We start from the raw sequence: 25,950 nt of genomic DNA, 5'->3' as shown, positions 1-25,950 counted from the left end.
TGTGACAGGACCGTTGCTTAGGCAAAGTCGAATTTTCCTCTTCGTTGGCTGTTAGGTGCTCGCTGGGAGAGAGGCTTCCAATGATCAATGAGCGATTTTGGGCCAAAAGATGTCCCAATCGAAGGGGCGGGAGAACTCGCCGTGATGACAGCTCTTGCAATCTCCCGGGCCGAGGGGGCGGAACTCGAAGGACGGTTTGGTCCCGGCTAGCCAACTCTGGACGTGTTCGCTCCCGGGGCCGTGGCAGGATTCGCAGCCCACATCGACGAGCTTGCTGTTACCAAAGGCCCGCTGATAGCCCGAGGGCTCCCCGAAACCGACGGTGTGGCAGCCAATGCAAGTGGGGTCGGCCTGCGAGCCGCGATCGACCAAGGTCTTGAAGGCATGTCCGTGCCCCGAAGCTTTCCAGATATGGGTTTCTTCGGCGTGACATTGGGCGCAGCTTTGGGAGCCGACATAGTGCGCGGTGCTGGTCACGCCAGGGATGGCGCCCGGGTCCACGCGGTCGGGATTGTCGACCTCGAGGGAAGCGGTGCTGATGTATTTCTTAAAGTCCTTGGAAAGAGAGATGAGCTCCGGGTCTTGCTTCACGTCGGGGTAGAGCATGTGGATGTCGAAGTCCTGTTTATTGAGCACCTCGCCTCTCCGCTTGAAGGAAATCTCCCCGACGGTCCGGGCCTCGTTGGTGGTGAAGACGACCAGCGACTGGTTCACCTCCTGGGCAAACTGGGAAGCCTGCCCCACGTCTCCTCCGATGATGAGGGTGATTTCGTAAAACTCCTCCGCGAGGCGCTTCATTTCTGCTTCGGTGGTGAAGGCTAACAGAATGACCTCATCACACTTGGCTGCCAGCGTAGGCAAGTGACGCGAGATGGCATCGTCGAGAGAAAGAATGGTGAGGCCGTCGCCAGGGGAGGGGACCGAACGGGGGTCAAGCACTCCTAAGAGACCAATCTTTCGTCCGCCCGCTTCGATGATGGTCGTGGGACTGACCAAGGGCTTGCGGCTTTGGGAGTCGACCAGAGAAGCGCTCAGAACGGGGAGCTTCGATGCGGCGGTGGCTTCTTTTAAAGTCTTGGCGGAAAGTCGGGCTTCCCCGGCTCCGAGGTTGAGCGCCTGATAGCCCATTTTCTCGTAGGCTTGCAAGATGTAGCCATATTGGATCACGTGATAATCCTGTTCGCCGCCAATCGCTCCTCCGATATCGAAGAGGAGGGAATTGGGTTCGCGGTTTTGTTTGAGCCAGGTTTGCGCCCGCGTCAGTCCTCCCAATTGTCCCGTGAAGCAGCCGCAGGGCTCCAGCCGACCGTGGGTGTCGCAGGTGAAGTAGACTTTTAGTTCGGCGGTCTCCGATGGCCTTTCTTCTTTGGATAAAGCAAGAAAAAGCCCCCCCGCCACGACAAGGATAAACAGGGCGATGGCTGCGGCGATTACGGGTTTCTGCATCGGAGGGGATGAACTACTGTTTTTCTAGTAGATGAGGGCGTAGACCAGCGCGTTGACGTTGATTTCACGCGAGTTCCGGAGCTCATTGCCGCCGCAGCAACAGCAGCCCTTGGCGTTGCGGGCATTGTTGAGTCCTTCTGGAGAGTAGAGAATCGCCAATCGTCCATTGACGGTGATGCCCTGTAGCTTGATGTGGCCAACGCGACTGCCGGCATCCAGTTCCGTGATGGTGTGCACCATGGAAAAGAGCTCGTGGTCCATGGAGAGAGGCTCCAGGGGATGACCGGGAAAGACTGCCGCGAGCTCACGCTTGAATGCCGCGTTCCATTTCTCATCGGAGCATCCGGGGCTGACAATGATGAAGCCACCATTCATCACATACTGCTTCAGGTTCTTCCGTTCGGCTTCATTGAGGGTGAACTCGCCCTCGCCGGTGAAGATGCACATCGGGGTGGTGAAGATCTCGTCGGCACCGAGCTTGATGCGCTTGAACTCGGGGTCGATTTCCAGGCCGGTCGCTTGGGCAGCGTCTTTCAGGAAGGTGCTGGCAAAGCAAACGGAGGTCTGGTTTTTGCCATAGACCAGATTGCCACAAGAGATGGCAGTGGGTTCCGCCGCCAGGGGAATGGCGAGGAGAGCGAGGAGGGTTGTTAGTAATTTCATGGTGCGGATTCGTCTTTGGATTGGGTCAGGGTTCGGAAGTAGGCTTCGGTGAGATTTTGATATTCCTGCAAAAGTCCTTGGCTTTCGGGAGTGCTGGTCGAGCGGGTGCTGTGGGTGGAGCCGCGGTCGGCCTCGGTGCCGTCGACATTGGCAACCTCGGTGCCGGGAGTTCCAAAGCGTCCCTGCGAACCCGGTCCACCTGCGAGGGCGCGGCCGATGGGGCCTTGGATGAGAGCGCGACCGCCCATCAGACCCATTTGCTGGCCGGGCATGATTCCGGTGGCCATCGAGCCCCCTGAGCCCATGCCGCTGCCCCCTTGCTTGCCCATGCCGAAGCAAAGAGAGTCCATCATTTGCTGAAAGTTCTGTCCCGGCTGGCTGCCCATCGCCATCTGGAGATATTGGTCGAGCTCGCTTTGGCCGCTGCCTTGACAGCTTCCGCATTCGCTCAGGTATTTCTCCATCTCCTCCTTCAGGTGGGTGGCTTGGGAATGGGAGTCGTTGCCCTCTCCCCGCAACATGCTTTGGGAACTGGTTCGGCCCAATCCCGGGAGGTTGTCATCGCCGATAGCTTCCGCCAGGTCGCGGGCGCTCTGGGCGGCTTTGGGAAAGTTTTCTTCTGCCGCATCGGCGTGTCGTTTCAAATCCTCCTGAAGTTGCTGCAAGGCGCTGGCGACTTCGCGTTGGCGACCAGCCATTTCCTTCAACGACATGCGGTCGGCAGAGGAGAGGTCGGTCGTTTGTTCGAAGCGGGCGGTTTGTTCGGCGAGAGTCTGTTGCTCTTCATACAAAGCCATGAAGTGATTGATGTCTTTGATGAGCTCGTGCATGGCGGCCAGATCCTGCAAAGGCTCCCGTATCTCGTCTTCGCCCTGCTGTTGATTCTGCGCCAGGCGATCGTGCTGTTCAGCGGCAGCTTTCGCCATTTCAGAAGGGCTGGAATTGGGTGAAGCAGATTGTTCGTTCTGTGCGACCGATTGCTCAATCTTTTCCGCCATCTGTTGTAGTTGTTCGTGGAGCCGCTCCTCGAAGTCATAGACTGGCGTTTGCTGGGCCATTTCTTCCATCCCTTGAGCGACGTCGCGGAGTTCGCTGTTGAGTTGCTCTTGGGCTTGCTGGAGTTGCTTCTGGCGTTCTTTCTCCTCCGGGGTGAGCTCCCGCTCCTCAGCAGCCTTCGCGAGTTCGGCCATTTCCTGGGCGAGTTCTTCCTGTCGCTGCACGGCGGAATTCAAGCGGTCGAGAAGTTCCTCGTAGGCTCCTGCGATTTGGGCGACATCGGCTTGTTTGCGCAGGAACTCTTGATACTGCTGTTCGGAGATGACTTCCAGGCGACGCATCTTGGTGCGAGTCAGGTGGGGGTCGGGACAGTTGTCGATGGCTTCGGCGAAGAAGGTGACAATGTCTCCCGGTTGGGCACCGAGGTCAGTCAGCCGCACCGTGCTTTTCAGGTTGTGTCGCTTCGGGCCAATGCCGGGGAGCGTTTCTTCGATGGGCGAAAGATGATTTTCACCCACAGCAGGAAGGATGCGCATCGTGCGCAGCCCGTAATCGTCCGAGGCGGAGATTTCGATTTCGAATTCATGAGAATCGACCACGAAGGAATCCTCCTGAGGGCTCAGGAAAGAAAGGCTGGGTGGCAAATCCTGACTGACGGTGAGGGAGGAGCTGGTCTCGTCTTCAGCGGCGCGATTTCCTTCATCGCGAACCTGAAAGTGCAGGCGTCCGGACTGACTCACCACCAGTTTGGCGAGGGCGTGATTCTTTTTGTCACCTGGTTCCGGTTGCAAGGGCACCTCGACAGGAGCTCCTTCGGTCGGGGTGGCCACGAGAGTTCCTTTCCCCAGCGGGCGGTTGGACTGGAGTCGAAAGGTGAGCTCCGATCCTTCCAAAGCCTGAATTCCCGTGAAACGGAAGGGCTTTTCGTGCGGGGGGAGACCGGTGTAGGCGGGAGGGGTGACGGTCACCCAAGCGTCCTCGATGCGGGGATTGAGAAGGACAGCGAGGTGGCGGTGCTTGCTACGGCTCCGCTCGTTGGTGGTGAGCGCAGTCAGGCGCAGGGGCTGCTCGATGTTTTCCAAGACGGCCACGAAGAGACCATCACCACGGGTGGTCATGGGAATCTTTTTCGCTGGTCCATCCCCTTCAACCGGTTCGGCTGTTAGAACGAGTTCCTTGGGAAGGTGCCCCTTCACCGAGACCTCCACGCGAGTGTCCTCACCATAGACGATTTCCAAGCCATCGTGAACGGGCTTGGAGATTTGCAGCCAGGTGAAAGAGAGGGGCGGGTGGTCTCCGTGAGGTTGCAGAAAGCGGAGGAATTGGCGTCGGCCGGGTTCGCCTAACAGTAGCGGGAGGAGGGCAAAGAGAACGGCCACCAGCGCGGCGCGTTTGGACTCGTGCTTGAGGAAGGGGGCCTTGGCAATGGTAGCGAGTTCGCTGGTGTCGACCTCGCGGGTTGCGTCGGTGACTGCTTGCTGAGCCAAGTCGCGGGTGAGGGGGGCGAGCTGGTCGTCCTCTGCCTGTTCGTGCAGCTCCAGAATGTTGGTCAGCTTGCTGCCGAGCTTGCCTTCGCGCTTTTCGAGAATCTGAGCCATCTCGTCAGCCTTGGGACGGGCAAAGCAGGCGATCACTAGGCCAATCATCCCTAACAAAAGCGCGATCCCACCCCACAGGAGAATGAGGCCCAGTCGGGTGTCGGCCGCGAAGTGCGCCACCGCGTCCGCAATGCAAAGGATGATGAACGCGGCGACGAAGTATTTGACCGAGCGCAGCAATAGCACGAGGGCGCGATGGCTGGCGAAGGTGGAGGCCGCATGGCGCAGGGCCTCCAGCACGGAGGCGCGATTGCGGTGTTGAGGAGAGGAACTCATGGCATGGGTCAGGTTAACGGGATCAAGTCAGGCCCCATCTTCGGCGAAGGAACCATTCCGCGGCGAGCAGAAAGACGAGGGCGAGGCAAATGAGAGCGGTGTTCCACAGGGGGACCAAGCGGGTGCGGGCCTCCATGGGAGCGGTTTCGAGGAGTAAGTTGGAGACGAGTTCCGAGATTTCGTCCGGCTCGATGAGGCGACCGCCAGAGGCCGTGGCCAACTGCTGGAGGTAGGCGAGGTCGGTGGCGGTTTCGGTGCGTTCGAGTTGTTCGCGAAAGACCAGGAAGCGAACCTGCAGCTCTTTCCCACCGGGCAAAGTGGTCACCGCTTCATAACGTCCGGCGGCGCGCGGCGTGAAGTTGAGGGAGGCGGAGTCCCCGGAAGGATCGGGATTCAGGCTGAGTATTGCGGCTTCGGCGCCATTGTGACGCAGCTGCACCGTGGGGGCCGCGGAGAGCGGGGTTTTCCCGTTATAGAGCAGGCTGAAAGTCATCTCCTCGCCCAAGGGTAGATTCGCGGTGTTGGTCTGGAGGGCGTAGTCCGAGCCGGGGGTGATGCCGTCGTTGGCGAGCAACCAGAGAAGAAGCTGGTCCCAGAAGAGGTCATAGAGATTGTTGTCGAACTCGGTCTTGGCGTTGAAAACCCAGTTCCACAAATTGGCGACTCCAAGGGAAAGGGTCTGCCCGCTGCCGAGTCGGCGATAGACAATTGCGGGGTCGTCTGTGGAGGTTTGTCCGTAAGCAGCGGCGAGGGTTTTCGGTTTGCCGATGGGTTCGTAGGCTAGAATGGGAGGGAGTTCGGCGGCATCGGAGCGACTGTGGAGCATGCGGAAGGGCGCCATGCTGAGTCCTTGCTGGGTGACCTCCACCCGGCTGGCACTCGTTTGGTCGGCACTCCAGTCGATGGGTTCCAAGTCCGATTTGGCGGTGCCTCCCCAAGCCCGGCCTCGGGAAAAAATGACCACCCCCGCCTCTTTGTCCACCCACTCCTCCAGCGCGGCGATGCCTTCTTCACCGAGCACCGTTTCGACACTTTTTCCAAGAATCACCACGCGATAGGGCGAGAAGTCCTTGGCAGTCGAAGGAGTGTCGAGGGGCTCGTCTTTTCGGTTCTCGTTGGATCGAATGGCGCGGGTACGGTTGGGGGTGAAGCGGACGAGGGCATCCACATCGAGCTTGTCATTTCGTGCCAGCGAGCGCCGCAAAAAGGTCGTGTCCCAGTAAGGATCTCCCTCGATGAGGAGGGCTTTGATTTTTTCGTCCAAAACATTGAGATAGGTCACCGCCATGTTGTTCTCGACACTCACTTCGCCGGTGACCTGACGCACGCGGATGCTGTATTCGAACTGCCCGGGGTCCTCCTCGTTGACTGCGAACTCGACGTCATGATAGGGCTGGGTGCCGGTCTCAATTCGCTTTTGGGTGATCTGCTCGCCTTCGCGGATAAGGTCGACAATGAGGGTCTCGTTCTGACATCCCAAGGCGCGGATGGTGGCTTGCAGGTTGGTGACCTGTTTGCGGAAAGTGTAGGGGTGGAAGGTGGTGGCGCGGATGGACACATCGCGGGCGGAACCCTGGGCCCCGAAGGGCACCGCATAGATGGGGCAGTCGCGTGCGCTGGCTAGCTTGGCGGTTTGGCCGGGGGAGATGGACTCCAGATCATGGCCGTCGGAGAGAACTAACAGAGCCACGGGGGGAGGCCCTCCGAAAGAGCGCATCATCTTGCGGAAGGAGGAGTGGAAGTGGGTCTCGATGCCGTTGGCGGAAGCGGCTTGAATCTCTGCGGGAGATGAGAAGTGCGCTCCGTTGGAGAATTCGAAGAAGGTCACCGAGCTGTTTTCCTCGTCGAAGAGTTTGGCCTCGCGCAGGGCTTTGCGGGCATGGTCGATGCGGGGGACTCCATCTTGATCCGCCTCTTTCATGCTGCCGGAAGTGTCGACTGCGACCAGCAGAGTCCGTTCGACCGAGGGGGGAGTCAGGCTCTCTTCGCGAGAGGGGCGAAGCAGGAGTGTCACGATGCCAAGCACCGCGAGAAGACGGAACAGAGTGAGAGTGCCGTTGCGGAATTTGCCCAAGCGCTTGCCCGGCAGGCGGTGGGCGAGGAGGGTCAGGCCGACCGCACCTACTGCCAGTAGGAGAACCCAGGAAAATGGAAAGATGGGGTCGAGGGTCATGCCTGGAGAGCTTTCTTGGTGGAGGTTTGCGGAGTGAGCACGCCGTGGAGGAGACTTTCTAACAGAAGGAAAAAGAGGGCCGCGAGAATGAACCACTGGAAGGCGGGGCGGCCCTTGCGGAGTTCCTCATAGCTCTGGTTCGCCTTCACCAAGGCACCCGATTCCGAGCCCGGGGCGCGGGCAGGTAGAATGGAGGTGTCGATGGTGCGGAGGTCGCTTTCCCGGTTGGACGGGTTGACCGCAAAGGCGCGCAAGGTGCGGTCGCCGCGCCCGGGGAGGCGATAGACGCCGGGGTCCTTGGCCTCGAAGTTGATAAACATGCGCTCGCCGCGAATGTCGGATTTGGCATTGAGCTCTTTTCCGTCGGGGTCCAGCACGGCGCGACCCAAGACTTCATTCGCCCACGCGTCGGTGTTGACCTGATCGCCAGCGAGGTAATCGAGTTCCTCCGATCCGGCTGGGGAGAGGTTGGCTAACAAGTCATGGATCCAACCAGGGAAAAGCTGTTGGCGTGCGAGATTGGAAGACAGCTCGGAGACCGAAAAGTTGCAGAGCAGGAGCGTGCCCAAGCCGACCTGAGCCTCCGCCAACGCAGGGGTGCCATCGGCATAGGTCAGCAGGATGCGACCTTCGCCCGTGGGGCTGGCGTGGTAGAGATCGTAGAATTCTAGAAAGCCTAGATTGCGGCGGCGCTCGCCTTCAAAGAGTCGCAGGAAGGGCGAGCGGAAGTCCCCTCGCGCCACCTTCATCGCTCCGTCCGGTAGGTTGGCGGAGGTCAGGCGGGTGGTGAGCGTGAGTGGCAGCTCGCCGTTCATCTCGCTGGCAATGCGTTGCAAATTTTCGCGGTCATGTTCGCCATCCAGAAAGAGAATCATCCCCCCACCGGAGCTGAGGAAGGAGGTCACCACGCCCTCTTCTTCCACGCTCAAAGCCGGCATGCGGGAGGCGAGTAACTTGGAAGTGCCCGATAGGGTGGAGGCTTGCAGAGTCTCACCCACGACCTCGCGAATACGGTAGTTTCCTTGATTTTTTCCAAAGGGATTCACCGCCGCCCGGAGGAAGCGCACTGGCGGAGAAATGTCTTCTCCCTCTTTCGCCTGCTCGGAAAGAATGACCGTCTCCTCGGCTTCTCCGACCTCAATGATCATCCAGCGAACGTTATCGAGCGCGAGTTGGTCGTTGGCCAAACGAATCTTCAGCTGGTGGATACCGGGGGCCAGACCCGGGAACTCCAGGGTGACCTCGCCCTCGCCCCAGGGCGCGAGAGCAACGAGTGTTTCGCTGGACTGGCTCTCGCTCGCAATGACCTCCAGCTTGCCGTTGTAGTTGTTAGCGGAATAGTTGGCGACGCGGGCCTTTAAAGAGAAGGGCTGACCCTTCACCGGGACGCGGTCGAGAAGACCAGTCTCGAGGATGGCCTGGTTCGCGCGCTGGGCATCGTCGGTGGTCGGGATGAAAAAGAGGCGGGCTTGCGCGGGGAGCTTTTCAAAGTGGATGTTCGCCCAGTTCTTTCGTTGAAAGTCGGAAAGGTAGTAGACCTCCACGGGGCCGTTGGCTTTGTCGGCCAGTTGGGCAATCAGACTGTTCGCGCTCTTGAAGTCGGCCTCTACGGGGAGCGGCTTTTGTTGGTCGAGAAACTTGCGGGCTGCTGCGGTATTGTGACTGAACTGAGCGAAAGCGGTCTCGGGAGTGCGCCCCACCATCACGAGGTTGACCTTATCCAAAGGATCGAGGGAGGAGAGGAGCTTGTCGGTCTCCGTGACGGTGCGTTTCCAGGTGGAAAAATTGCCGTCCTGGTGCGCCATGCTCAGCGATTGATCGATGGCGATTACGATGTGACGGATTCCTTCCGCATCTCCTTTCTTTTTAAGTCCAGTGACTGGTTCGAGAAATGCCAAGACCAGAGTAATGACGGCGAGGGCCCGCAACAGGAGGTAGAGAAAGTGCCGCCACTTGAAGAGGCGGGAACGGCCGGCGATGGATTTTTTCAAATCCGTTAGGGAGGAGAAGATATACTTCTTTGGAAAACGACGGCTGAGCCAGTGGATGAAAAAAGGGAGGCTAGCCAGCGCCAGCAAGCCCCACATTGCGCTGTTGGCTAGAAAGGTCATCGCGTTTTCGTAGGGGGTGAGACTTCGGACCAGCGGCGGAAGCCGAGGTAGGCTTCGATGGCTTCGAGATAGGGTTTTTCGGTGCCGAGGTGGGCAAACTCGATGCCGCGTTGGCGCGCGCCTTCTTGGAGAGCGAGGGTGCGTTCGGCCACGGTGGCTTCGTAGGCGGAGCGCAGTTCGGCGGGTTCGACCTCGATTTGCTCGCCAGTCTCAGCATCGACAAAGCGGGCCAGGGGGGCGTCCGGGAGCGAGCGCTCGTCGGGATCGGAAAGCTGGAGGAGTAAAATCTGGAACCGTCGGTGAACAAAGGGCCCGAGGGCGTCGAGGATGTCTTCGGGGTCTTCGCCCAGAAAGTCCGAGACCACCACCAGACGACCGCGCCGCTTGATGAGGAGGGAGGCTTCCCGCAGCGATTGGGCAATGCGGGTGGTGCCGGTCGAGTAGAGGGCAGGCTTGATCATCTCGCGCAGCATCTCCTGCAGGTGGCGCTCGGTTCCGCCGGTTGGGAGATGGCTTTGGATGTTTCGGGAGAAAATGGTGAGCCCGACTTTGTCGCCCTGACGCATCATCAGGCAGGCGAGTGCGGCGGCGGTGCGGGCGGCGCGCAGGCTTTTTCGCTCCTGTCCTCTACTCTGATAGGACATCGATCCCGAGCCGTCGACGATTAGGTGCACCGCCATGTCAGTCAGTTCCTCGTAGGTTTTGACAAAGAGCCGTTTGGTGCGGGCATAGACCTGCCAATCGACGGCGGCGGTGGGCATGCCGGGATGATATTGGCGATGTTCCGCGAACTCGCCGCCGCTGCCCAGGTCGGTGGATTTGTGGCGGCCGGCAAAGCGGCTTTCGATGGCCGCCTTGGCAAAGACGAGAAGATTCTTAAAGCGATTGAGCTCGTCCTCATTGAGCAGGACCCGACTGGGATCGGGCCCGATTTCGTGACGGCCCTCGGGGATTCTTCCGCCGGTTGCGGCCGCTGCTTTCTGAGCCTGGGCACGAGCGCGGGCAAAGGCATTGGACTGTTGCCCGGGTAAGGGCGGCGGTCCCAGACTGGGGCCTTTTGGCAAAGGCGGAGGAATGTGTTTATCGAGCCAATTCATCGGGCGGACCTTACTTGCGTTCGGCTAACAGGGCGGCAATGACGTCCGAGGAAGTGAGGCCTTCGCCAGTCGCGCGATAGTTGGTGACGATGCGGTGCGAGAGAACCGAGGTGGCTGCGGCGAGAACATCCTGTCGCTCGGGGGCGGCGCGCCCTTCCATGAGAGCAAAGGCTTTCGCTCCCAGAATGAGATACTGCGAAGCCCGGGGGCCGGCTCCCCACTCGATATATTGTTGGGTGGTTTCGGCCGGGGTGCCCTCCTTTGGTCGGGTCGAGGCGGTGAGCGCAACCGCTTCGGCAATCACTTTGTCTGCCACCGGCATGGCCCGGATAAGTTGCTGAATGGCAATCAGATCGTCACCAGTGATGACGGGCGACAGCGTCTTGCCAGCCCCGATCGTGGTTCGCTTTACGATTTCCATTTCCTCCTCCGGACTGGGGTAGCCGAGGTCGAGCGAGAACATGAAGCGGTCGAGCTGGGCTTCGGGGAGGGGATAGGTTCCTTCTTGCTCAATGGGGTTCTGGGTCGCGATAACGAGAAAGGGATTGGGCAGAACGCGGTTTTCTCCCGCAACCGTCACTTTGCGCTCCTGCATGGCCTCTAACAGCGCGGATTGGGTTTTGGGGGGAGTGCGGTTGATTTCGTCTGCGAGGAGGAGATTGGTGAAGACTGGGCCGGGGCGATATTGGAACTCCAGTCGACCTGCTCCTTCGTGAATGACTTCCGAGCCAATGATGTCACTGGGCATCAGGTCGGGGGTGAACTGGATTCGCTTGAAGCTGATCCCGAGCACTTCCGCAATCGATTGCACGAGCAGAGTCTTGGCCAGACCGGGAACGCCGATGAGCAGACAGTGGCCGTTAGAAAAGAGGGAGGCCACCAGGCGCTTTACGATTTCGTCCTGTCCGACAATGACTTGCGCGAGTTCGGAGGTGATGCGTTGGGCGGAGTCTCGGGCGGAAGAAACGGAGGTTGTTGTGTCCATGGAAAGAGATAGCTAGAAGTTGGCGTTACTAAGTAACGCATCAGGCAGCGATTTTTATGCCTTTCTTTCTTACGAAGCAGTTATAATTTTCTTGGCTCTTTGGATGTGGGAGCGGCGTGGGATGAGTTTGGGCGCGACTTTTTGGCCAAAACGGTGTTTATCGGCAGGTCGACCCACGCAATGAATCGCCCAACTTTCTTTCTCGTCGGTGCCGCCAAGTGCGGGACCACGGCCCTCTACGAATGCCTCCGCCAGCATCCGGGCATCTTCATGCCCCACTCCGAAGACCCCGCTCGCTATTGGTTGCACAAGGAGCCCTTTCATTTCTGCGGAGATTTGGGGATTGCCGAGTGGTTGCGGGTCGTGAACGACGATGATTACCTGAAGCTTTTCGAAGAGGCTCCCGAGGGGGCGGTTTGCGGGACAGCCACGGCGTGGAAAATTTATTCCAAAGAAGCGCCAGCCCGGATCAAGGAGTTCGAGCCCAATGCGAAGATTGTAATCATGCTTCGTCCGCCAGTCACTTGGATGCGCTCCTGGCACCACGATCTCCTGCGCTATGCTTACGAAGATAAAGTGAGCTTCGGGGAAGCCTTGGCCATGGAAGAGGACCGGAAGGAAGGAAAGAACCTTCCCCGCCGGCCTGCCTTTGCGGGCTGCTTGCAATATCGGGAGGCGGCTCGTTTTTCAGAGCAGGTGGAGCGCTACTACCAGGTCTTTGGGAGGGAGAATGTCTTTGTGGGATTGCGCGAGGATTTCGAAAAAGAGCCCCAGACCTTTTTGAAAGGACTGTTAAACTTCCTCGGAGTCGACTCGTCGGTCGAACTGGAGGTCTCCCGCGAGAACGATTCTCCCACCTTGCGAGGGACTCATCACTTTGATTTGGCGGTGGGTCGCGTGATGGACCGGATGCCGGGTGGGAAGGGCTTGAAGAAGTTTTTCCACAAATCGCTGGAGGCAAAATACCGACGCTTCACCGACAAGATTTTCGCTCCCATGTCCGATAAGAAAATCGACTCCATTCTGGAAGAGGAACTCTTGGAAGAATTCGAGCCCGAAGTCGCCAAATTGGGCAAGTTGTTAGGCCGCGACCTGAGCCACTGGAACGAACCCCGCTTCCCGCGCTCGGAGCATGATCACGACCATCATCATCATTGATTTCGTGCTTTGGGGCACCTAGAGCGCCTTTACCATCATCCAGATGGCCATCGCCATCATCATTAGGTTCTCGGTGAGAGAGGTGAAGCCCAGCGGGACTCCGCTACCGCCTCCGGTGCAGGCGCATTCCAGTTCGCGCTTGTCGATGTAGACCGCCTTGAAGACGGAGATGGCACCGATGGTGGCGATGAACAAAGCCGCCGGAGCCGCCACCCAAGTGAAGAGCCCTGCAATCATGAGAATGCCTGCACCCGCTTCCACAAAGGGATAGACGTAGGCGTAGGGGACGAACTTGCGCGCCAGCAAATCGTAGTTGAGAAACATGGTGGAAAAGGACGAGAGGTCCTGCAGCTTGGTGATCGCCAGCACGCACATACTGAAGGCGATGAAGAGCTCCGCAATGCGAAGAATCTCGAGCCCGCCTGTCATGGCCAGAGTCGTGGTGATTGCCATCAGAAAGGTCACCGCAAAGATGGCGATGACCGGCTGATAGGTTTTCCCCTCCGTTTCCTCAGGCTCCATGCCGAGGTGTTCGCGGAGGTCGTCGTAGCCTCCGATGCGCTCTCCTTCGATGAAGATTTGCGGCGTTTCGGAATAGCCATTCTCGTCTTTGTAACGCTGGTTGGCTTCTTGGGATTCGAGGTGGTGGTCTTCAATCTCGAAATCGTTTCGTTTCAAGATGTCCATGGCCTTGAGCCCCCAAGGGCAAAGGTGGTCGGGGGTGACCATGCGGTAGATAGTTGCTTTCTTTTTCATTGTCTTCTTTTGGTTCGAGTTAGCTTGGTTTTTCGGCGGTACAGCACTCTTGCGCTGACTTCTTTGTTGTCAAAAAGGGAAGGATCGTGATTTCTCTTAATGTTTATGCGCGACTAATCGAATCCAACGGCCCCCGCCGTCTTCATCAAAACCTGTTCTTTCGGTTTGGTGGAAGATGGTATAGCCCGCACTTTTGAGGAGCTCCGGGTAGTTGTGGGAGAAGGACAGTTCTCGTCCGTAGACGAGGCTGTTCCTTTCAGTCGCTAAGTTATGATCGGCCCCAAAGGTTTCTACTAGGGCGATGGTGGTGGGACCATTCAGGGATGCGAGGCAGGTGAAGAGAGTGTGGAGTTCGGATTCCAAAAAGTATTCAAAGACTCCACCGTTGCTGAGAAGGACGCTGTTAGGTTTCGCGTTTTCCGGAATCCATTTCATGGCATCGGCCGCGACGAAGGAGAGTTGCTTATTTTCCGCAAAGGATTTTTTGTTCTGAGCAATTTGTTCTGAGCTGAGGTCGACGCCATAGAAGCGGGAGATCTGGGGGAGATGTTCCGAGAGGTAGTCGAGCACCTGGCCTCCACCGCAACCGATTTCGTAGAGTTCCGGCGGATGGGGACCTGGAGACTGTTTCGTGAGAATGGCTTGCAGAGGGACGGCAATGACCTGGTCGTGTGCGACGAACATGCGGTCAAAGCGGTCGTCCCAATCGGCATGAAAGTGGTGGGCTTGTTCTTTCCAATAGTTGGCGAGGTAGTGGCGCAAGGTGACGAAGTCATTTTCGAGAAAGGCCCGCGCGTAGAGACCGTTGCGGAGAATTTTGTCAATGGGGCTGAGATTGTCAGCGAAAGGATGGGCCGCAACCTTGCGTCCTCGCTCGGGGAAGAGAGACAACAAGATTCGGCCGAGAAAGAATCGTGCGCGACGTTTCCACGGGAAATCCTGGAGAGTGCGCCGGACGCAGTTGTCGATGTGAAGTGGCATTGCTTTGAGAAAGAGTTTGGAAGAAACCGGCCCGCTTCACTGGGGAAGCGGGCCGGGCAGGAGTCTCTTGGATTAGTTGAGTTTCGAGAGATACTTCTCGGGGTTGGCGTCAAACTTGTTGGCGCACGGCTGACAGCAGAACTTCACCTCTTGTCCCTGATAGACTTTGGTGACCGGTGGTCCCATGGAGCCCAGCTTGTTTCCGGTGACGATGCATTTGTCGCTCGGATAGGGCTTCACTCCCGGTGCGGTAGCTGCGCAGGAAGCGAGGATGAGGGATGCGATGGAGGCGGCCAAGCCGCGGAAGAAGGTGTTTCTTTTCATGATTTTTTAGTTTCTTTGTTTTGTTTGGCAATTTCCTTGGCCAGTTTCTTGGCGAATTTCTTAGGGTTCTCTTTGAATTCTTTGGTGCAGGGCTTGCAGCAGAAGGAGTAGATTTGGCCGTCGTATTGTAGGTGTTGAGGCTTTCCCATTTCGCCCAAGGTCTCATCGGAGACGATGCAGACCGTGAGGGGGTAGGGGGTGAGTTCCTCTTTTTTCTCTTTAGAATCCGCCAGAGCCGGAAGGCTGAGGCCGACAATCAGGAGGAGGGTTGTTCGTTTGATTATGTTCATTGTTTTTGTTAGGTTGTGAGGTTAGAATCGGAAGGAGAGCCCGGCTCCGAAACCGTGTTCGGAGTGATAGGAGCTAGTGAGAGAGAATTGTTTATTGAGCAGGTAGGAGGCGCCTGCACTCGACTCGAGTTCGGTATTGGTGTCGTATTCGAGTTCTGCGAAGAGAGAGAGTCGGTCGGTCACCTGGAACTCTTTCCCCAAACCGACCCGCAGATCACCCTCGCTATCGAGCGCGAGACTGCTGTCGATGAGATAGGGCAGGCGGTAGTCCACTTCGGCAAAGAAGCGATCTTCTGCTTCGTGTTGATTCGTGAAGCGGTAGCCGATGCCAGCGGTGAGATTGGGGTCGAAGTAGTGCGCCCAGAAGAGGTCGGCCTCGTATTCCTCGTGTTCGAATCCATAGTCCCAGCGGAGCCCGAAGTCTTCCCGCCCCCGCATGAACATTGCCATGCCCATGGTGTGGTTGTTGAGGAGCATGCCTTCCGTGATGAAGAAAGTCGGGTTAATGAGCTTGGGGTCGAGGGCGGGTTCGTGCTCGGGATTGGTCGCTTTTTCATAGGAAAAGACCCGCGCCATTCCGGCGTCCATGTGATAGAGGAGGTGACAGTGGAAGAACCAGTCGCCCTTCTCATTGGCGAGGAATTCAATGGTCTGGCTGCCCATCGGAGGAAGGTCGACGGTGTGCTTGAGGGGAGAGCGGTTGCCGGCCCCATTGAGCAGGCGGAAAAAGTGTCCGTGCAAATGCAGGGGATGGTGCATCATGGTGTCGTTGATGAGCTTGATGCGCAGCACCTCCCCATGCCTCACGGGGATGGTGGAATCCTCGGCTAATGTCTTTCCATTGAAGGACCAGAGGTATCGGGTCATGTCGCCAGTGAGGTGGAGCTCGATCTCCCTCACCGGAGCGGACGAGGGGAGCGCGGTTGAAGTGCGGGCCTTGAGCTGACGGTAGGGAGCATTGGGTCTTTCGCCTTCGGGGGAAGACATGGAGTCCATCCCGCCGTTCATGTCTTCCATGGAATCCATGGCGGCCTCCATCATGTGGTCCATGGAGTAGAGGTTGGGGGCCGGGATGGGCGTTGCGAATTGCTCGGGCCCGGAACCCAAAAAGACGGAAGCGTGTCCCGAGTTGTCTTGAGCCGTGGCGCGGAATTCCCAAGAGCCAGATTCGGGTATCTTGATGAGCACGTCGTAGGTTTCGGCCATCCCGATGAGCAGGCGATTGACTGGGGTCGGTTGCACCTCGGGACCGTCCGCGGCCACGATGGTCAGGGGGCCGGTGGCGGAGTGAGCGTAGAAGTAAGTGGAGGCTCCGGCATTGATGAGGCGCAGCCGGATCGTTTCTCCGGGCCGAGCGGGAAGCCGGCTGCTTGCTTGGCCATTGATGAGAAAGGCATCGTAGTAGACGTCGGACAGGTCCATGGGGGGCATGCGCGTCTTTTCCCGCTGGATGTAATCGCCGAGGGCTCCCGCTTGCCAAGCCCCGACCAGTGATTGGGCGTTACCCTTCTTAATCGCATAGTACTCCGAGCCCCGCATCAGAGTTCGCATCACTTCCTTGGGGTTTTCGTTGGTCCAATCGGAGAGAACGAGCACGTAGTCCCGGTCGGCCTTCACGGACTCGCCTCCACGGGGCGTGATGACGATGGAGCCGTAGATTCCCCGTTGTTCCTGGAGGCCGGTGTGGGAGTGATACCAATAGGTGCCGGCGTGGGTGAGGGGGAATTCGAAGACTCGCTCGCCTCCAGCAGGAATGGGCGGAGTGGTCAGATAGGGGACTCCGTCCATGGCGTTAGGGACGAGAAGGCCGTGCCAGTGCAGGGAGGTTTCCTCCTTGGGGAGGTCGTTGTGAACGGTGATGCGTGCGGTGTCACCTTCGCGGAAGCGGAGGGTGGGCCCTGGGATGCCTCCGTTGATGGTGAGCGCGGTCCGCTCCTTTCCCGCAGGAGAAAGAGTGGTTTCTGATATCGTAAGGTCGTATTCGACAATTTTGCCTGCAAGGGGACCCGCTAGGAGAATGAGAAGGATTAAATTTTTCATGAGAAAGTGGGTGTTCAGTTGGAGCCATGAAGATGGCTGGAAGAAGATCGAGATCGGCGGGAACTGGGCACGCGACGATTCGAGTTGATGAGTTGAGAGGGCCACGCTCGTGCTGGTTTCTCTCACAATCGATCCGTTCCATAGCCTGCCCGATTTATTGGGCAGGAGGATCGGGAGGGATCGGACCTACGCTTTTTCGACAGAGCTGGATCAGCAGCGTCGAATCGGCGGTGAGAGAAACGCTATCAAGATTCTGATGGGCGTGGAGGAACCTGATGACCGTCAAAACAGGAGCGGCATCGGTGGTTGTTTCCCGGGGCAATAGCGGCTCGGCGGGAAACGTTTTCCATCAAAGGCGGAAGACCTGAAAGAGTAGCCGCGCGGGCGGCGGAGGGGCAAAGAGAGATTTCGAAGGTTGGAACTGGAAGGTCGGACCACGAGGGAAAGTCACCGCAAGCTGTTCGAGTTTCTGAGGGGGAGCAACCTCATCGGCTGGAGCCGGTGGAATGGCTACGTCGGTATTGGGTATTTCCGATGGCTTTTCCGCACATGGACATTGGTGCGGTTTTGCAGGCACCTTATCGCTTGGCAACTCCTTCGATGGAGAACCACAACAACTGGAGACTTCCTTCCCGAAGGGCTGCTCCGGCTCCGGCAAGAGCGACGCACAACAGCACACCGGATTCCCGACCAAGAAGGCCATGAGGAAGGTGAGGAGTGTGTGAACGATGCTCATTGCGGCAATAGGATAGTTCAGGGTAGATCCTTATTCCAGTGGTTTTTGAAATTCGCGCAGTGGAATTGGTTTCAATATCTAATTATCGGTGGCTCTTCGCCAGTCAGCTTCGGTAAGACCGGGGATGGGGGTGAGCATCCAGACGAGATCGCCCTTAGCGTCATTGATGTTCAGTTGTATTGGGAGACCGTGGTCATCAGTCTGATCCGGTCCAAGCGACCACAAGTGTGGAGTTCCGTCAGCCTTTAATTCGTAGCGAAGGGCTTTGCCTGAGAAAAAATCAAGGGGAGTGGAACCCAATTCGTCCAGGGCGAGAGGGTATTTACCGTGTTCCAACCTGTGAAGTTCCAAGCGTGCTGCGACTTGCATGAGTTGTCGCCTTCCGTCGCTCATATGGAGTTTTACCAAGGCCTTTTTCCAAGTGTCCTCGGAAGCTTGTCCGAGAAGTTGATGAGCTAAGGTTGCCTTTGTGGGAGCTCGCTCAATACGTTGACTAAAAAGAATACGGTCTTCGGTGTGAACCATATTGAGTCCTTCGACTTGTTCAACCGCTCGCTCAATATCTTGTGCCATTGATCGGCGAAGCCATCCCGAGGGGATTCTGCGAAGAGAGAAGTCGAATGACTTTTGTAAGGCTTCTTCCCACTTGGAAGGAGTCGTTCCAGAAGTAGTAGCCGCGAAGGTGGTGGACAGTGGAATGCTTGTGTTGAGCAGTTGACGGTCTTTGAGCGCCTCTTCGCTTGTGGCAAGGCTATAGGAGAGTTCTCCGAGCAGTACGCGATCAATGTCTTCGACAAGTGAGAATTCAAGCAGACGATGAAGCCGATTGATTTGCGATGAGTTCGCTTCTCCCGAGCGGAGGATGAGGGCTGCGATTTCGATGTTGTACTCAGCGATTGACCCGGCGATGAGCCGAGGGACGAGGAGATTCGGCGCTTTTTGATTGAGAAAGGCGTTGTTAATTTCGATCCGTGATAGAGCCCGATCGACATCACCTTGGGCACGGGCCAACCGAGCGTCTTCTTCGCAAATTTGAGAGATCGAATAACCTCGCATCAGGTCGGAAAATGTCGTGTCCAGAGGTGAAGAAAACTGTTTGGGACTGGCTTGGAGGACGATGGTTTTGAATTCTGTCTCGGCGTGGAGCTGGTCTAGAAAGTCTTTTCGCTTGGGAAACAAGGCATCCAGCTTTTCGGCGGCCTCTCTTTCTGTTTTTGGCCTGACTGAGGGAGCGAGCCACAGTCGGATGTCGACTTTTGAGGTCAAAAGCGCGCGAGCCTTAGGCTTACGAAAGTCGCTTCGGTTGGTGCTGACTTCCGCAGGTGCGATGCCCTTTTTCGCGAGGGAGATGATACTTTTAAGGTCGTTGTTATCTCGATAGCCGTCAAAGATTGAGCTTTTTGCGAGGTTGTATTCGTCTGGGATTTTTATGGGATTGTAATCCTCCCATCTCAACGAGAGCTCTTGTTTCTTCGCAAGTGCCAGAGCTTTGTTGAGCGCGCGTTGGCCCCGCCAGTTTTCGATCCCGTAGAAGGTCAAAACGAGGAGAACCAAGATCCAAGGGCCCCAGATCAAGATGGGTTTCCAGGGAAGCTTGTGAACGAGGAACCAGATAGCTTTGTTGAGGCGACGTCTCATGCGGCGAGGAAGAAAGGGTTGCACAAAAAAGCCCCGCTTCCGAGAGGGAAGGGGGCTGGGGAAAGGATTGGTTTGGGCGACTACTTCTGGCGCGCGTTGGCCTTCAGACGGAGGGCGTTGAGGGCGATGAAGCCGGTGGCGTCGTTCTGGTTGTAGGCTTCTTCTTGTCCGCCTTCCATAGTGGCAACCGCTTCGTCGTAGAGGGTGTGCACGCTGCGGCGTCCGGCGTTGATGATGTTGCCTTTGTAGAGCTTCACCCGCACTTCGCCGGAGACTTTCTCCTGCGTGCTATCGACGAGGGCCTGAATGGCTTCGCGCTCGGGGGCGAACCAGAAGCCGTTGTAGACGAGCTGGGCATATTTGGGAATCAAGCTGTCGCGCACGTGCTGGGCTTCGCGGTCGATGACGAGGGTCTCGAGGTCTTGGTGAGCGGCAAGCAGGATGGTGCCACCGGGGGTCTCGTAGATGCCGCGGGACTTCATACCGACAAAGCGGTTTTCCACAATGTCGATGCGGCCAATGCCGTGCGCTCCACCGAGGAAGTTGAGGACCCGCATCACGCCGTAGGGATTGAGGAGAGTGTAGCCATCAGCCTCGCCGGTCGCGGTAACATCACCGAGCTTGGCAATGACCTCGTCGAGTCCGTCCGTCTTGAGGCCGACAACATCGCCTTTTTCGAAGAGAAGCTGGAGATACTGCGGCTTGTCGGGTGCGTCTTCGGGAGAGACCGAGAGGGTATACATGTCCTTGTCGGCGTCGGTGGTGCCGTCATACCAAGTGTCCTCGAGGGCACCGGCTTCGTAGGAGATGTGGAGAAGGTTGCGGTCCATCGAGTAGGGCTTTTTCATGGAAGCCTTGATGGGAATGCCGTTGGCCTCGGAGTAAGCGATCATCTCGGCGCGGCCGGGGAAGTCCTTGCGGAAAGAGTCGTCGCGCCAAGGTGCGATCATCTTGATTTGAGGAGCGAGAGCGGCGACGGAAAGCTCGAAGCGGACCTGGTCGTTGCCTTTGCCGGTTGCCCCGTGGGCGATGGCGTCGGCTCCTTCTTTGAGAGCCACGTCGACCATTCCCTTGGAAATACAAGGACGGGCGATGGAGGTGCCGAGGAGGTAGCGGCCTTCGTAAAGGGCGTTGGCGCGGAACATCGGGTAGATGTAGTTGGCGGCAAAGTCTTCCTTGAGGTCGCCGATGTAGCACTTGGAGGCTCCGGTGGTGAGGGCTTTTTCTTCCAAGCCATCCAACTCGTCATCCTGCCCCACGTCAGCACAGTAGGCGATGATCTCGGCGGAATATTTGTCCTTGAGCCATTTGAGGAGAACTGAGGTATCGAGACCTCCGGAGTATGCGACAACGATCTTCATGTGTGGGACGGGAATAGGGGAATCCGCCCCGAGAATCACGCGAAATTTTCGGGCACCCAATTTTCCCACCCTTTGTTCTAAGAGCTCTTTCGGGCTCGTTGTGTCGGGATTGGTGCTCAAGCTCAGTCTGATTGTCTTTTTTGTACCGAATCGTTTGAGGGGAATTGCCATTTAGAAAAAGAGCCTCCGCTTGTAACAGCGGGCCCTCTGTGGGTGAGGATATAAAGTCTGCATGCTAGTGAGAAAAATATGGGACGACAGGTTAACCCCGGTGAAAGAGTCCGGCTCGAAGCTGAAGCCGGTGACTCGTCTGGGACTGGGCGGAGCTTTGAGCTCGACGACGGAGAGAAACCGTCGCTTGGGGCGGAACCTCGGGTGGGGGTCCTTTTGGTCCATGATTGTGGTGGTGGCGATGATTTGGATTCGCTGGGGGTTGATGGCGATGGGGCTGGATTTCACCAATGGGGTGGCAGGCCTGGAGACTACGATGTTCCTTCTCGGGGCGCTGGCGGTGATGGTCAGCCACCTTCTCCTCTTTGTTTGTGACCACCTCACTGGTGGTGATACGGGACCTTCGGTTTGGGCTTTGGCGATTTTCTGGGGTGGGGTCGTCGTGGGACCCTTCTTTGTCAATGCTTTGGAAATGGTGCTTTGAGGACCGTTCTTTCTGTCGTCAGCGAAGGGGCAGGCCCTCTTTTCGAAAAAAAGTTAAGCTTTTGGTGTAACCATTCGTTCTAAAAATCGTTATATGAGGTATTGGAGGATTTTTTGGGCGTCTTCTTTGCTCGTGGGAATGTAAAGTTGCAAGGCATCCAACAACAGGGGGGAGGCTGGCGGGAGCCGGCCTCCTTCTTGCTTTTTAGAAGCGACAGTCGACGATTCGTTTTCTAGAAGCCCCCTGTGTTCGATTTGACGGCGGCGGCGTGGGCCATGGCGATTCTGGCGGCTCTCTCGGTGGGGGTTTCCAAAGCGGGTTTTGGGGGAGTGGGGGTCATTCAGGTCTATCTGATGGCTGAATTGTTTGGGAAATCCTCGGTGGGGATTCTTTTGCCCATGTTGATTGTTGCCGATTTGATGGTTTTTCCCGCCTATCGCAAGCACGGGAGTTGGCCTCCGGTTTGGAAATTGTTGTGGCCGGCCCTGATTGGGATGACCGCGGGTTTCTTTTTGCTGGATGTCATGTCGGAGAGCCTGGCCAAGCCGCTAATCGGTTTGATTATTCTGACGATGGCGGCGCTTCAGCTCGTGAGAAAATCGCGCCCGGAGTCGTTCGCCATTTTCGCGGAGTCCAAGGGCTATGGAGCGGCGGCGGGTGTCTTTGCCGGCTTTGCCACTATGGTGGCCAATGCGGCGGGTCCCGTTTTTCAGCTCTTTCTCATCTCCCGCCGAATTCCGAAGATGGAGTTGGTCGGTATTGGAGTGCGATTTTTCCTTTTGGTAAATCTCATCAAACTCCCCTTCACGGGAGGGTTGGGGATGACCACCTCGGAATCCCTGCTGTTCAACCTCAAGCTCGTTCCCTTCATTTTCCTCGGCGTTTGGGCTGGGAAGTGGATGTTGGTGCGGGTGTCGCAGGTGTGGTTCGAGCGCATCGTGCTCGCATTTGCCCTCTTGGCGGGAAGCAAATTGCTCTTCTTTTCCTCGTGAGAGCTAAACTCGACCAGGACCCTGAAGAATCTGGAAGTTGAGGTAGGCGAAGTAGCCCATGAAGAAGGTGGCAAAGATGAAGCCGAACTTCAGCGCCAGCAGCCCCAGTGCAATCGCGACGATGATGCCGGTGATGTGGGTAATCTTCTTATTCTTAGGCCCAAGCATCGCATTGAGCAACTGTCCTCCGTCGAGGGGAAAGACGGGGACGAGATTGATAAAGGCCCAGAAGAGGCTGATCCCCGAGAGGACTTTCAAAAAGTAGAGTCCCATTGAATCGGGCAAATCAACAGTCCGGATCAGCAGAAAAATGACGAGTCCAAGGACGATCTGAATGGCTGGCCCGGCGGCGGTGAGGAGGAAATCCTGTAGGCGATTGAACCGGTTGGGAGGGTAGGTGGCGAACCCTCCGAAAGCCTGGAGGACAATCTCGGTGGGAGCTCCGAATTTCTTGATAGTGAGCGCATGGCCCAACTCATGCACGAGAACGGAGATGAAGCCGGCAAGGACGAAGAGAACAATGCGGAATAAATCACTAAAGCCGTGAACCGTCTGGGAGCCAATGATGGCAAGGGTGATCCAAAACCAAGGAAGAACCGTTACGGGGATGCCGAAGAGGCGAAAACGAAACATGGACGGAGGGTAATCTCGCTGGCTCAGGAAGGACAGAGCTAGACGCCGTCATGACAGCTTGGCTAACCCATCAAAAATGGAGTGATCAGCAAGGTCACTGTCATCACTACAAAGAACAGAATCTCCAGTGGATTCTCGGACTGCTTTTTTGGCGTCATGCATGAAGTTTTACAGAATCTTAATTTTCGGCAATCCTATTTTTATAAAAATAATGATTACACGGCATTTGAGGTGTTCGAGATCGTCGATTTCACTACTTTTTTAAAGCGTCTTGCGGCTCTGAGGTGAAATAGCCGTTTTTCGTGAATCAATTTAATGAAAATGCTCCACGGAGAGACTTATCCGTGGGCCGGCAGTATCCTAATCTTCGAAGTTCCAGACCCGCTTGGCATCGGCGTCTTCCGCCAGGCGAGTGGCTCCATCCTTCAGGACCAGTTGGTGGACCAGAGCCTCTTGTTCGTCCTGCAGCAGGCTCGCCAAGTCTTCGGAGTGGGTGATGACGAGGACTTGGGAGGCCTCGTTTGCCCAACTGATCAATTGGATGAGGGCTGGATAAAGGGAGGGATTGAGACTGTTCTCGGGCTCATTGAGAACCAGCAGGGAAGGCGCCTTGGGCGCTAGTAGGGCTGCGGTGAGCGCTAGAAAGCGGAGGGTGCCGTCGGACAGTTCGTGCGCGGCCAAGGGGCGCTTGAGATCGGGGTGCCACCATTCGAGGGAGAGGACGGACTCGTTCTCGTCGGAGATCTCCAAGCGGTGCTCGGGAAAGGCGAGGGCGACGATTTCCTCCAGCCGGTGCGGAAAGGAATACTCGCGGATGGTCTGCAAAGCCGCGGCGAGGTTGGAGCCGTCGGGGTGAAGCACCGGCGACCAAAATCGGGGCGAAGGGCTCCGCAAGGGGGACTGATCGTCGGAGCGAAAGCCCTCGTAGAAGCGCCAGGAGAGGATGTCCTCGCGCGCGGTGGCGAGCTCCGGGTAGTTGGGAGCATCGCGAATGAAGGAGAGGAACGATTCCGTATGCGGGATTTCCCGGCTCCAGGCCGCCCGGGTATGGGTGCCGGTCTCGCCGCGGAGGGATTCCTTTTTGACGTCGGGGTCAGTTCGGAAGAATGTGGGATCGCCCGGGGTGGTGGGAACCAGTCCGAAGACAACATTCCAGTCAAAGAGCGCCGAGCGCACTCCCAGGGAAATAGTCTTGGGCTTGCGTGGACCGGGCGTGGGGGCGGCCCAGAAGCAACTCGGGGTGCCACCCTCAGCCGCGATGGTTTGGGGAAAGGACCCATTGGCCAGCGACGAGAAGAGGTGAAGAGCCTTGTAGAGGTTGGACTTTCCCACCCCATTGGAGCCTTGAATCACCGTCAAGGGCCCCAGCTTGATCGAGAGATCAAGCAAGGAGCGGTAGCCCTTGATGGAGAGGCTGTAGAGCATGGGAAAAAAGAGCCGCCTAGCGAATCCGCTTCAGCAGGTAGGCGAGGACATCGTCGATGGCGATGCGGGTTTGCTCCATGGAGTCCCGCTCGCGGATGGTGACGGTGCCCTTCAGGTCGGCGGCATCATCTCCCTCGCCCTCACCGAGGGTCTCGAAGTCGACGGTGATGCAGAAGGGGGTTCCGATCTCATCCTGACGGCGATAGCGACGGCCCACTGCGCCCCCGTCATCATAGTCGACGTTCATCCATTGCTGGAGCTCCTTCTGGATCTCTTTGGCGATGCGGACTTGTTCGTCGTTTTTCTTGAGAAGGGGGAAGACCGCGGCTTTCACGGGAGCCACTTTGGGTGAAAAGTGCATCACGGTGCGAATGTCGGGCTTGCCGCCTTCTTTGGTGAGGTCTTCTTCGTCGAAGGCTTCGCAAAGGAGGGCCAGCACGGTGCGGTCGCAACCTGCGGAGGGCTCCACGACGTGGGGGATAAACTTTTCCTTGGTCTCCTGGTCGAAGTATTCCAAAGGCTTGCCGGAGGCTTCCTTGTGCTTGCCGAGGTCGTAGTCACCGCGATAGGCCACCCCTTCGAGCTCCTGAATTCCGAAGGGGAACTCATACTCGATGTCGTAGGTCTTCTGCGAGTAGTGCGCGCGCTCGCCGTCCGGAATGTCGAGGATGTGCAGCTTCTCCCGGGGGATGCCGACCTCTTCATACCAGGCGAGGCGGTTCTCCAACCACTCGTCGGTCAGGCGCAGGCCGTCGCTGGGGTGGCAGAAGTATTCGATCTCCATCTGCTCGAACTCGCGGCTGCGGAAGATGTAGTTGCGGGGATTGATCTCGTTGCGGAAAGACTTACCAATCTGCGCGATGCCGAAGGGCAGCTTCACGCGGTTGGAGTCCATCACGTTCTTGTATTGCACGAAGATGGACTGCGCGGTTTCCGGGCGGAGGTAAGCCAGGGCCGAGGGGTCGCCGTCCTCGGCGGAGGCACCCATGTAGGTCTTGAACATGAGCTCGAACTCGCGGGGTTCGGTCAGGAGGGAGCCGTTCTCCGGGTTGTAGTTGGTGACGTCTTTTTCCTCGCTAGTGGTTTCGCCAAGGAGCTCGAGCTTCTTGGGAGAGATCTGTTTGTCGGAGAGGAACTGGGAGTAATACTCGCGCGCGGTCTTGCGGGCCTTGTTCTCGTCTTGGTTCGGCTGATTGAGCAGCACGGAGTAGGGGCGCTCGACGGACCAGCCGCTTTCCTCGTGCTTGGCTCCGGTAAAGTGATAAGCGGTGCCGGACTGGGGCTCGATTTGGTCGGCGCGCAGACGGGCTTTGGAAAGAAGGCAATCGGACATCGGGTCGGAGAATCCGCCGACGTGGCCGGACGCTTTCAAGACCTCCTGATGGGTCAGGATGGAGCCGTCCATGCCGAGAACATCATCGCGCTCCTGCACGTGGCGACGCCACCACATCTCCTTCACATTGCGCTTCAGCTCGGTGCCGAGAGGACCGAGATCCCAGCAACCGTTCAGGCCCCCGTAGAGCTCGCCGGATTGGAAGATGAAGCCCTTGCGCTTGCAGAGGGACACGATTTTTTCCATGCGGACGGGATCGGTTTGGTCTTTGTTGGCCATAGTT

General features: G+C 57.5%; 20 protein-coding genes. 3 read left to right on the top strand and 17 right to left on the bottom strand.

Annotated features, from left to right (window positions below; genetic code table 11):
- Nucleotides 1–84 precede the first annotated feature (84 nt).
- From IE099_RS00720 to IE099_RS00690, 7 genes are read right to left on the bottom strand one after another with little or no spacing between them, the layout of a single operon-like run.
- A complete protein-coding gene (locus IE099_RS00720) occupies nucleotides 85–1,446 on the bottom strand; it encodes a multiheme c-type cytochrome (RefSeq protein WP_189566379.1) in 1,362 nt (453 codons plus the stop codon).
- Nucleotides 1,447–1,470: 24 nt separating this feature from the next.
- Nucleotides 1,471–2,109: a DUF4159 domain-containing protein gene (locus IE099_RS00715; RefSeq protein ID WP_189566377.1), complete on the bottom strand. Its 639-nt coding sequence runs from the start codon at nucleotides 2,107–2,109 to the stop codon at nucleotides 1,471–1,473.
- Nucleotides 2,106–4,979 (bottom strand): DUF4175 family protein, encoded by a 2,874-nt coding sequence (locus IE099_RS00710; RefSeq protein WP_189566375.1) that lies wholly within the window; start codon nucleotides 4,977–4,979, stop codon nucleotides 2,106–2,108. The genes IE099_RS00715 and IE099_RS00710 overlap by 4 nt, the downstream gene beginning before the upstream one ends.
- 22 nt (nucleotides 4,980–5,001) lie before the next feature.
- Nucleotides 5,002–7,152, bottom strand: coding sequence for a VWA domain-containing protein (locus tag IE099_RS00705; protein WP_189566373.1), 2,151 nt, complete (start codon nucleotides 7,150–7,152; stop codon nucleotides 5,002–5,004).
- Nucleotides 7,149–9,263, bottom strand: a complete 2,115-nt coding sequence (locus tag IE099_RS00700) for a BatA domain-containing protein (protein ID WP_189566371.1) — start codon at nucleotides 9,261–9,263, stop codon at nucleotides 7,149–7,151. Before IE099_RS00700 ends, IE099_RS00705 begins: the two co-directional genes overlap by 4 nt.
- Nucleotides 9,260–10,360 carry a DUF58 domain-containing protein gene (locus IE099_RS00695; RefSeq protein ID WP_189566369.1) on the bottom strand — a complete coding sequence of 367 codons (1,101 nt, stop codon included), beginning with the start codon at nucleotides 10,358–10,360 and terminating at the stop codon, nucleotides 9,260–9,262. The genes IE099_RS00700 and IE099_RS00695 overlap by 4 nt, the downstream gene beginning before the upstream one ends.
- A 10-nt stretch (nucleotides 10,361–10,370) precedes the next feature.
- Nucleotides 10,371–11,345, bottom strand: a complete 975-nt coding sequence (locus tag IE099_RS00690; protein ID WP_189566367.1) for an AAA family ATPase — start codon at nucleotides 11,343–11,345, stop codon at nucleotides 10,371–10,373.
- Nucleotides 11,346–11,525: 180 nt separating this feature from the next.
- Between IE099_RS00690 and IE099_RS00685 the strand changes: the two genes are divergently transcribed.
- Complete coding sequence (locus IE099_RS00685) at nucleotides 11,526–12,503, top strand: sulfotransferase domain-containing protein (RefSeq protein ID WP_189566364.1); 978 nt, start codon at nucleotides 11,526–11,528, stop codon at nucleotides 12,501–12,503.
- A gap of 18 nt (nucleotides 12,504–12,521) precedes the next feature.
- Here the strand turns inward: IE099_RS00685 and IE099_RS00680 are convergent, their stop codons facing one another.
- The 7 genes from IE099_RS00680 to IE099_RS00650 all read right to left on the bottom strand — a co-directional run bounded on the left by IE099_RS00680 (nucleotide 12,522) and on the right by IE099_RS00650 (nucleotide 20,629).
- Nucleotides 12,522–13,259, bottom strand: a complete 738-nt coding sequence (locus IE099_RS00680; protein WP_189566362.1) for a MauE/DoxX family redox-associated membrane protein — start codon at nucleotides 13,257–13,259, stop codon at nucleotides 12,522–12,524.
- Between the two features lie 96 nt (nucleotides 13,260–13,355).
- On the bottom strand, nucleotides 13,356–14,240 hold the full coding sequence (locus IE099_RS00675) for a class I SAM-dependent methyltransferase (RefSeq protein ID WP_189566360.1): 885 nt from the start codon (nucleotides 14,238–14,240) through the stop codon (nucleotides 13,356–13,358).
- A gap of 72 nt (nucleotides 14,241–14,312) precedes the next feature.
- A complete protein-coding gene (locus IE099_RS00670) occupies nucleotides 14,313–14,564 on the bottom strand; it encodes a YHS domain-containing protein (protein WP_189566358.1) in 252 nt (83 codons plus the stop codon).
- Entirely contained in the window at nucleotides 14,561–14,854 is a 294-nt protein-coding gene (locus IE099_RS00665; RefSeq protein WP_189566356.1) for a YHS domain-containing protein, read from the bottom strand. Before IE099_RS00665 ends, IE099_RS00670 begins: the two co-directional genes overlap by 4 nt.
- Before the next feature lie 21 nt (nucleotides 14,855–14,875).
- The gene (locus IE099_RS00660; protein ID WP_189566354.1) at nucleotides 14,876–16,894 is read right to left on the bottom strand and encodes a multicopper oxidase domain-containing protein; all 2,019 of its coding nucleotides are present in this window, start codon (nucleotides 16,892–16,894) and stop codon (nucleotides 14,876–14,878) included.
- Between the two features lie 814 nt (nucleotides 16,895–17,708).
- Nucleotides 17,709–19,268 (bottom strand): hypothetical protein, encoded by a 1,560-nt coding sequence (locus tag IE099_RS00655; protein WP_189566345.1) that lies wholly within the window; start codon nucleotides 19,266–19,268, stop codon nucleotides 17,709–17,711.
- Between the two features lie 80 nt (nucleotides 19,269–19,348).
- On the bottom strand, nucleotides 19,349–20,629 hold the full coding sequence (locus tag IE099_RS00650; RefSeq protein WP_189566343.1) for an argininosuccinate synthase: 1,281 nt from the start codon (nucleotides 20,627–20,629) through the stop codon (nucleotides 19,349–19,351).
- Between the two features lie 238 nt (nucleotides 20,630–20,867).
- Between IE099_RS00650 and IE099_RS00645 the strand changes: the two genes are divergently transcribed.
- On the top strand, nucleotides 20,868–21,284 hold the full coding sequence (locus IE099_RS00645; protein WP_194598354.1) for a hypothetical protein: 417 nt from the start codon (nucleotides 20,868–20,870) through the stop codon (nucleotides 21,282–21,284).
- 245 nt (nucleotides 21,285–21,529) lie between these two features.
- Nucleotides 21,530–22,276, top strand: coding sequence for a sulfite exporter TauE/SafE family protein (locus tag IE099_RS00640; RefSeq protein ID WP_229809328.1), 747 nt, complete (start codon nucleotides 21,530–21,532; stop codon nucleotides 22,274–22,276).
- A gap of 3 nt (nucleotides 22,277–22,279) precedes the next feature.
- On the opposite strand, the gene IE099_RS00635 is transcribed toward IE099_RS00640, so the two are convergent.
- The 3 genes from IE099_RS00635 to IE099_RS00625 form a co-directional block, all read right to left on the bottom strand.
- The gene (locus IE099_RS00635) at nucleotides 22,280–22,909 is read right to left on the bottom strand and encodes a metalloprotease (RefSeq protein WP_189566339.1); all 630 of its coding nucleotides are present in this window, start codon (nucleotides 22,907–22,909) and stop codon (nucleotides 22,280–22,282) included.
- Nucleotides 22,910–23,269: 360 nt separating this feature from the next.
- Complete coding sequence (locus tag IE099_RS00630; RefSeq protein WP_189566337.1) at nucleotides 23,270–24,334, bottom strand: AAA family ATPase; 1,065 nt, start codon at nucleotides 24,332–24,334, stop codon at nucleotides 23,270–23,272.
- A gap of 16 nt (nucleotides 24,335–24,350) precedes the next feature.
- Nucleotides 24,351–25,946 carry a glycine--tRNA ligase gene (locus tag IE099_RS00625; protein ID WP_189566335.1) on the bottom strand — a complete coding sequence of 532 codons (1,596 nt, stop codon included), beginning with the start codon at nucleotides 25,944–25,946 and terminating at the stop codon, nucleotides 24,351–24,353.
- Nucleotides 25,947–25,950 lie beyond the last annotated feature (4 nt).

It is taken from the genome of Roseibacillus persicicus (assembly GCF_014651675.1).
Classification (GTDB): Bacteria; Verrucomicrobiota; Verrucomicrobiia; order Verrucomicrobiales; family Akkermansiaceae; genus Roseibacillus; species Roseibacillus persicicus.
This window is presented reverse-complemented; position numbering and strand designations above follow the sequence as displayed.

Bases quoted from the DNA above. Each gene is read 5' to 3' on its own strand.
- IE099_RS00705 (WP_189566373.1), bottom strand. From the start codon at position 7,152: ATGACCCTCGACCCCATCTTTCCATTTTCCTGGGTTCTCCTACTGGCA.
- IE099_RS00700 (WP_189566371.1), bottom strand. From the start codon at position 9,263: ATGACCTTTCTAGCCAACAGCGCAATGTGGGGCTTGCTGGCGCTGGCT.
- IE099_RS00690 (WP_189566367.1), bottom strand. From the start codon at position 11,345: ATGGACACAACAACCTCCGTTTCTTCCGCCCGAGACTCCGCCCAACGC.
- IE099_RS00680 (WP_189566362.1), bottom strand. From the start codon at position 13,259: ATGAAAAAGAAAGCAACTATCTACCGCATGGTCACCCCCGACCACCTT.
- IE099_RS00650 (WP_189566343.1), bottom strand. From the start codon at position 20,629: ATGAAGATCGTTGTCGCATACTCCGGAGGTCTCGATACCTCAGTTCTC.
- IE099_RS00655 (WP_189566345.1), bottom strand. From the start codon at position 19,268: ATGAGACGTCGCCTCAACAAAGCTATCTGGTTCCTCGTTCACAAGCTT.
- IE099_RS00715 (WP_189566377.1), bottom strand. From the start codon at position 2,109: ATGAAATTACTAACAACCCTCCTCGCTCTCCTCGCCATTCCCCTGGCG.
- IE099_RS00675 (WP_189566360.1), bottom strand. From the start codon at position 14,240: ATGCCACTTCACATCGACAACTGCGTCCGGCGCACTCTCCAGGATTTC.
- IE099_RS00720 (WP_189566379.1), bottom strand. From the start codon at position 1,446: ATGCAGAAACCCGTAATCGCCGCAGCCATCGCCCTGTTTATCCTTGTC.
- IE099_RS00625 (WP_189566335.1), bottom strand. From the start codon at position 25,946: ATGGCCAACAAAGACCAAACCGATCCCGTCCGCATGGAAAAAATCGTG.
- IE099_RS00665 (WP_189566356.1), bottom strand. From the start codon at position 14,854: ATGAACATAATCAAACGAACAACCCTCCTCCTGATTGTCGGCCTCAGC.
- IE099_RS00685 (WP_189566364.1), top strand. From the start codon at position 11,526: ATGAATCGCCCAACTTTCTTTCTCGTCGGTGCCGCCAAGTGCGGGACC.
- IE099_RS00695 (WP_189566369.1), bottom strand. From the start codon at position 10,360: ATGAATTGGCTCGATAAACACATTCCTCCGCCTTTGCCAAAAGGCCCC.
- IE099_RS00710 (WP_189566375.1), bottom strand. From the start codon at position 4,979: ATGAGTTCCTCTCCTCAACACCGCAATCGCGCCTCCGTGCTGGAGGCC.
- IE099_RS00635 (WP_189566339.1), bottom strand. From the start codon at position 22,909: ATGTTTCGTTTTCGCCTCTTCGGCATCCCCGTAACGGTTCTTCCTTGG.
- IE099_RS00670 (WP_189566358.1), bottom strand. From the start codon at position 14,564: ATGAAAAGAAACACCTTCTTCCGCGGCTTGGCCGCCTCCATCGCATCC.
- IE099_RS00630 (WP_189566337.1), bottom strand. From the start codon at position 24,334: ATGCTCTACAGCCTCTCCATCAAGGGCTACCGCTCCTTGCTTGATCTC.
- IE099_RS00660 (WP_189566354.1), bottom strand. From the start codon at position 16,894: ATGAAAAATTTAATCCTTCTCATTCTCCTAGCGGGTCCCCTTGCAGGC.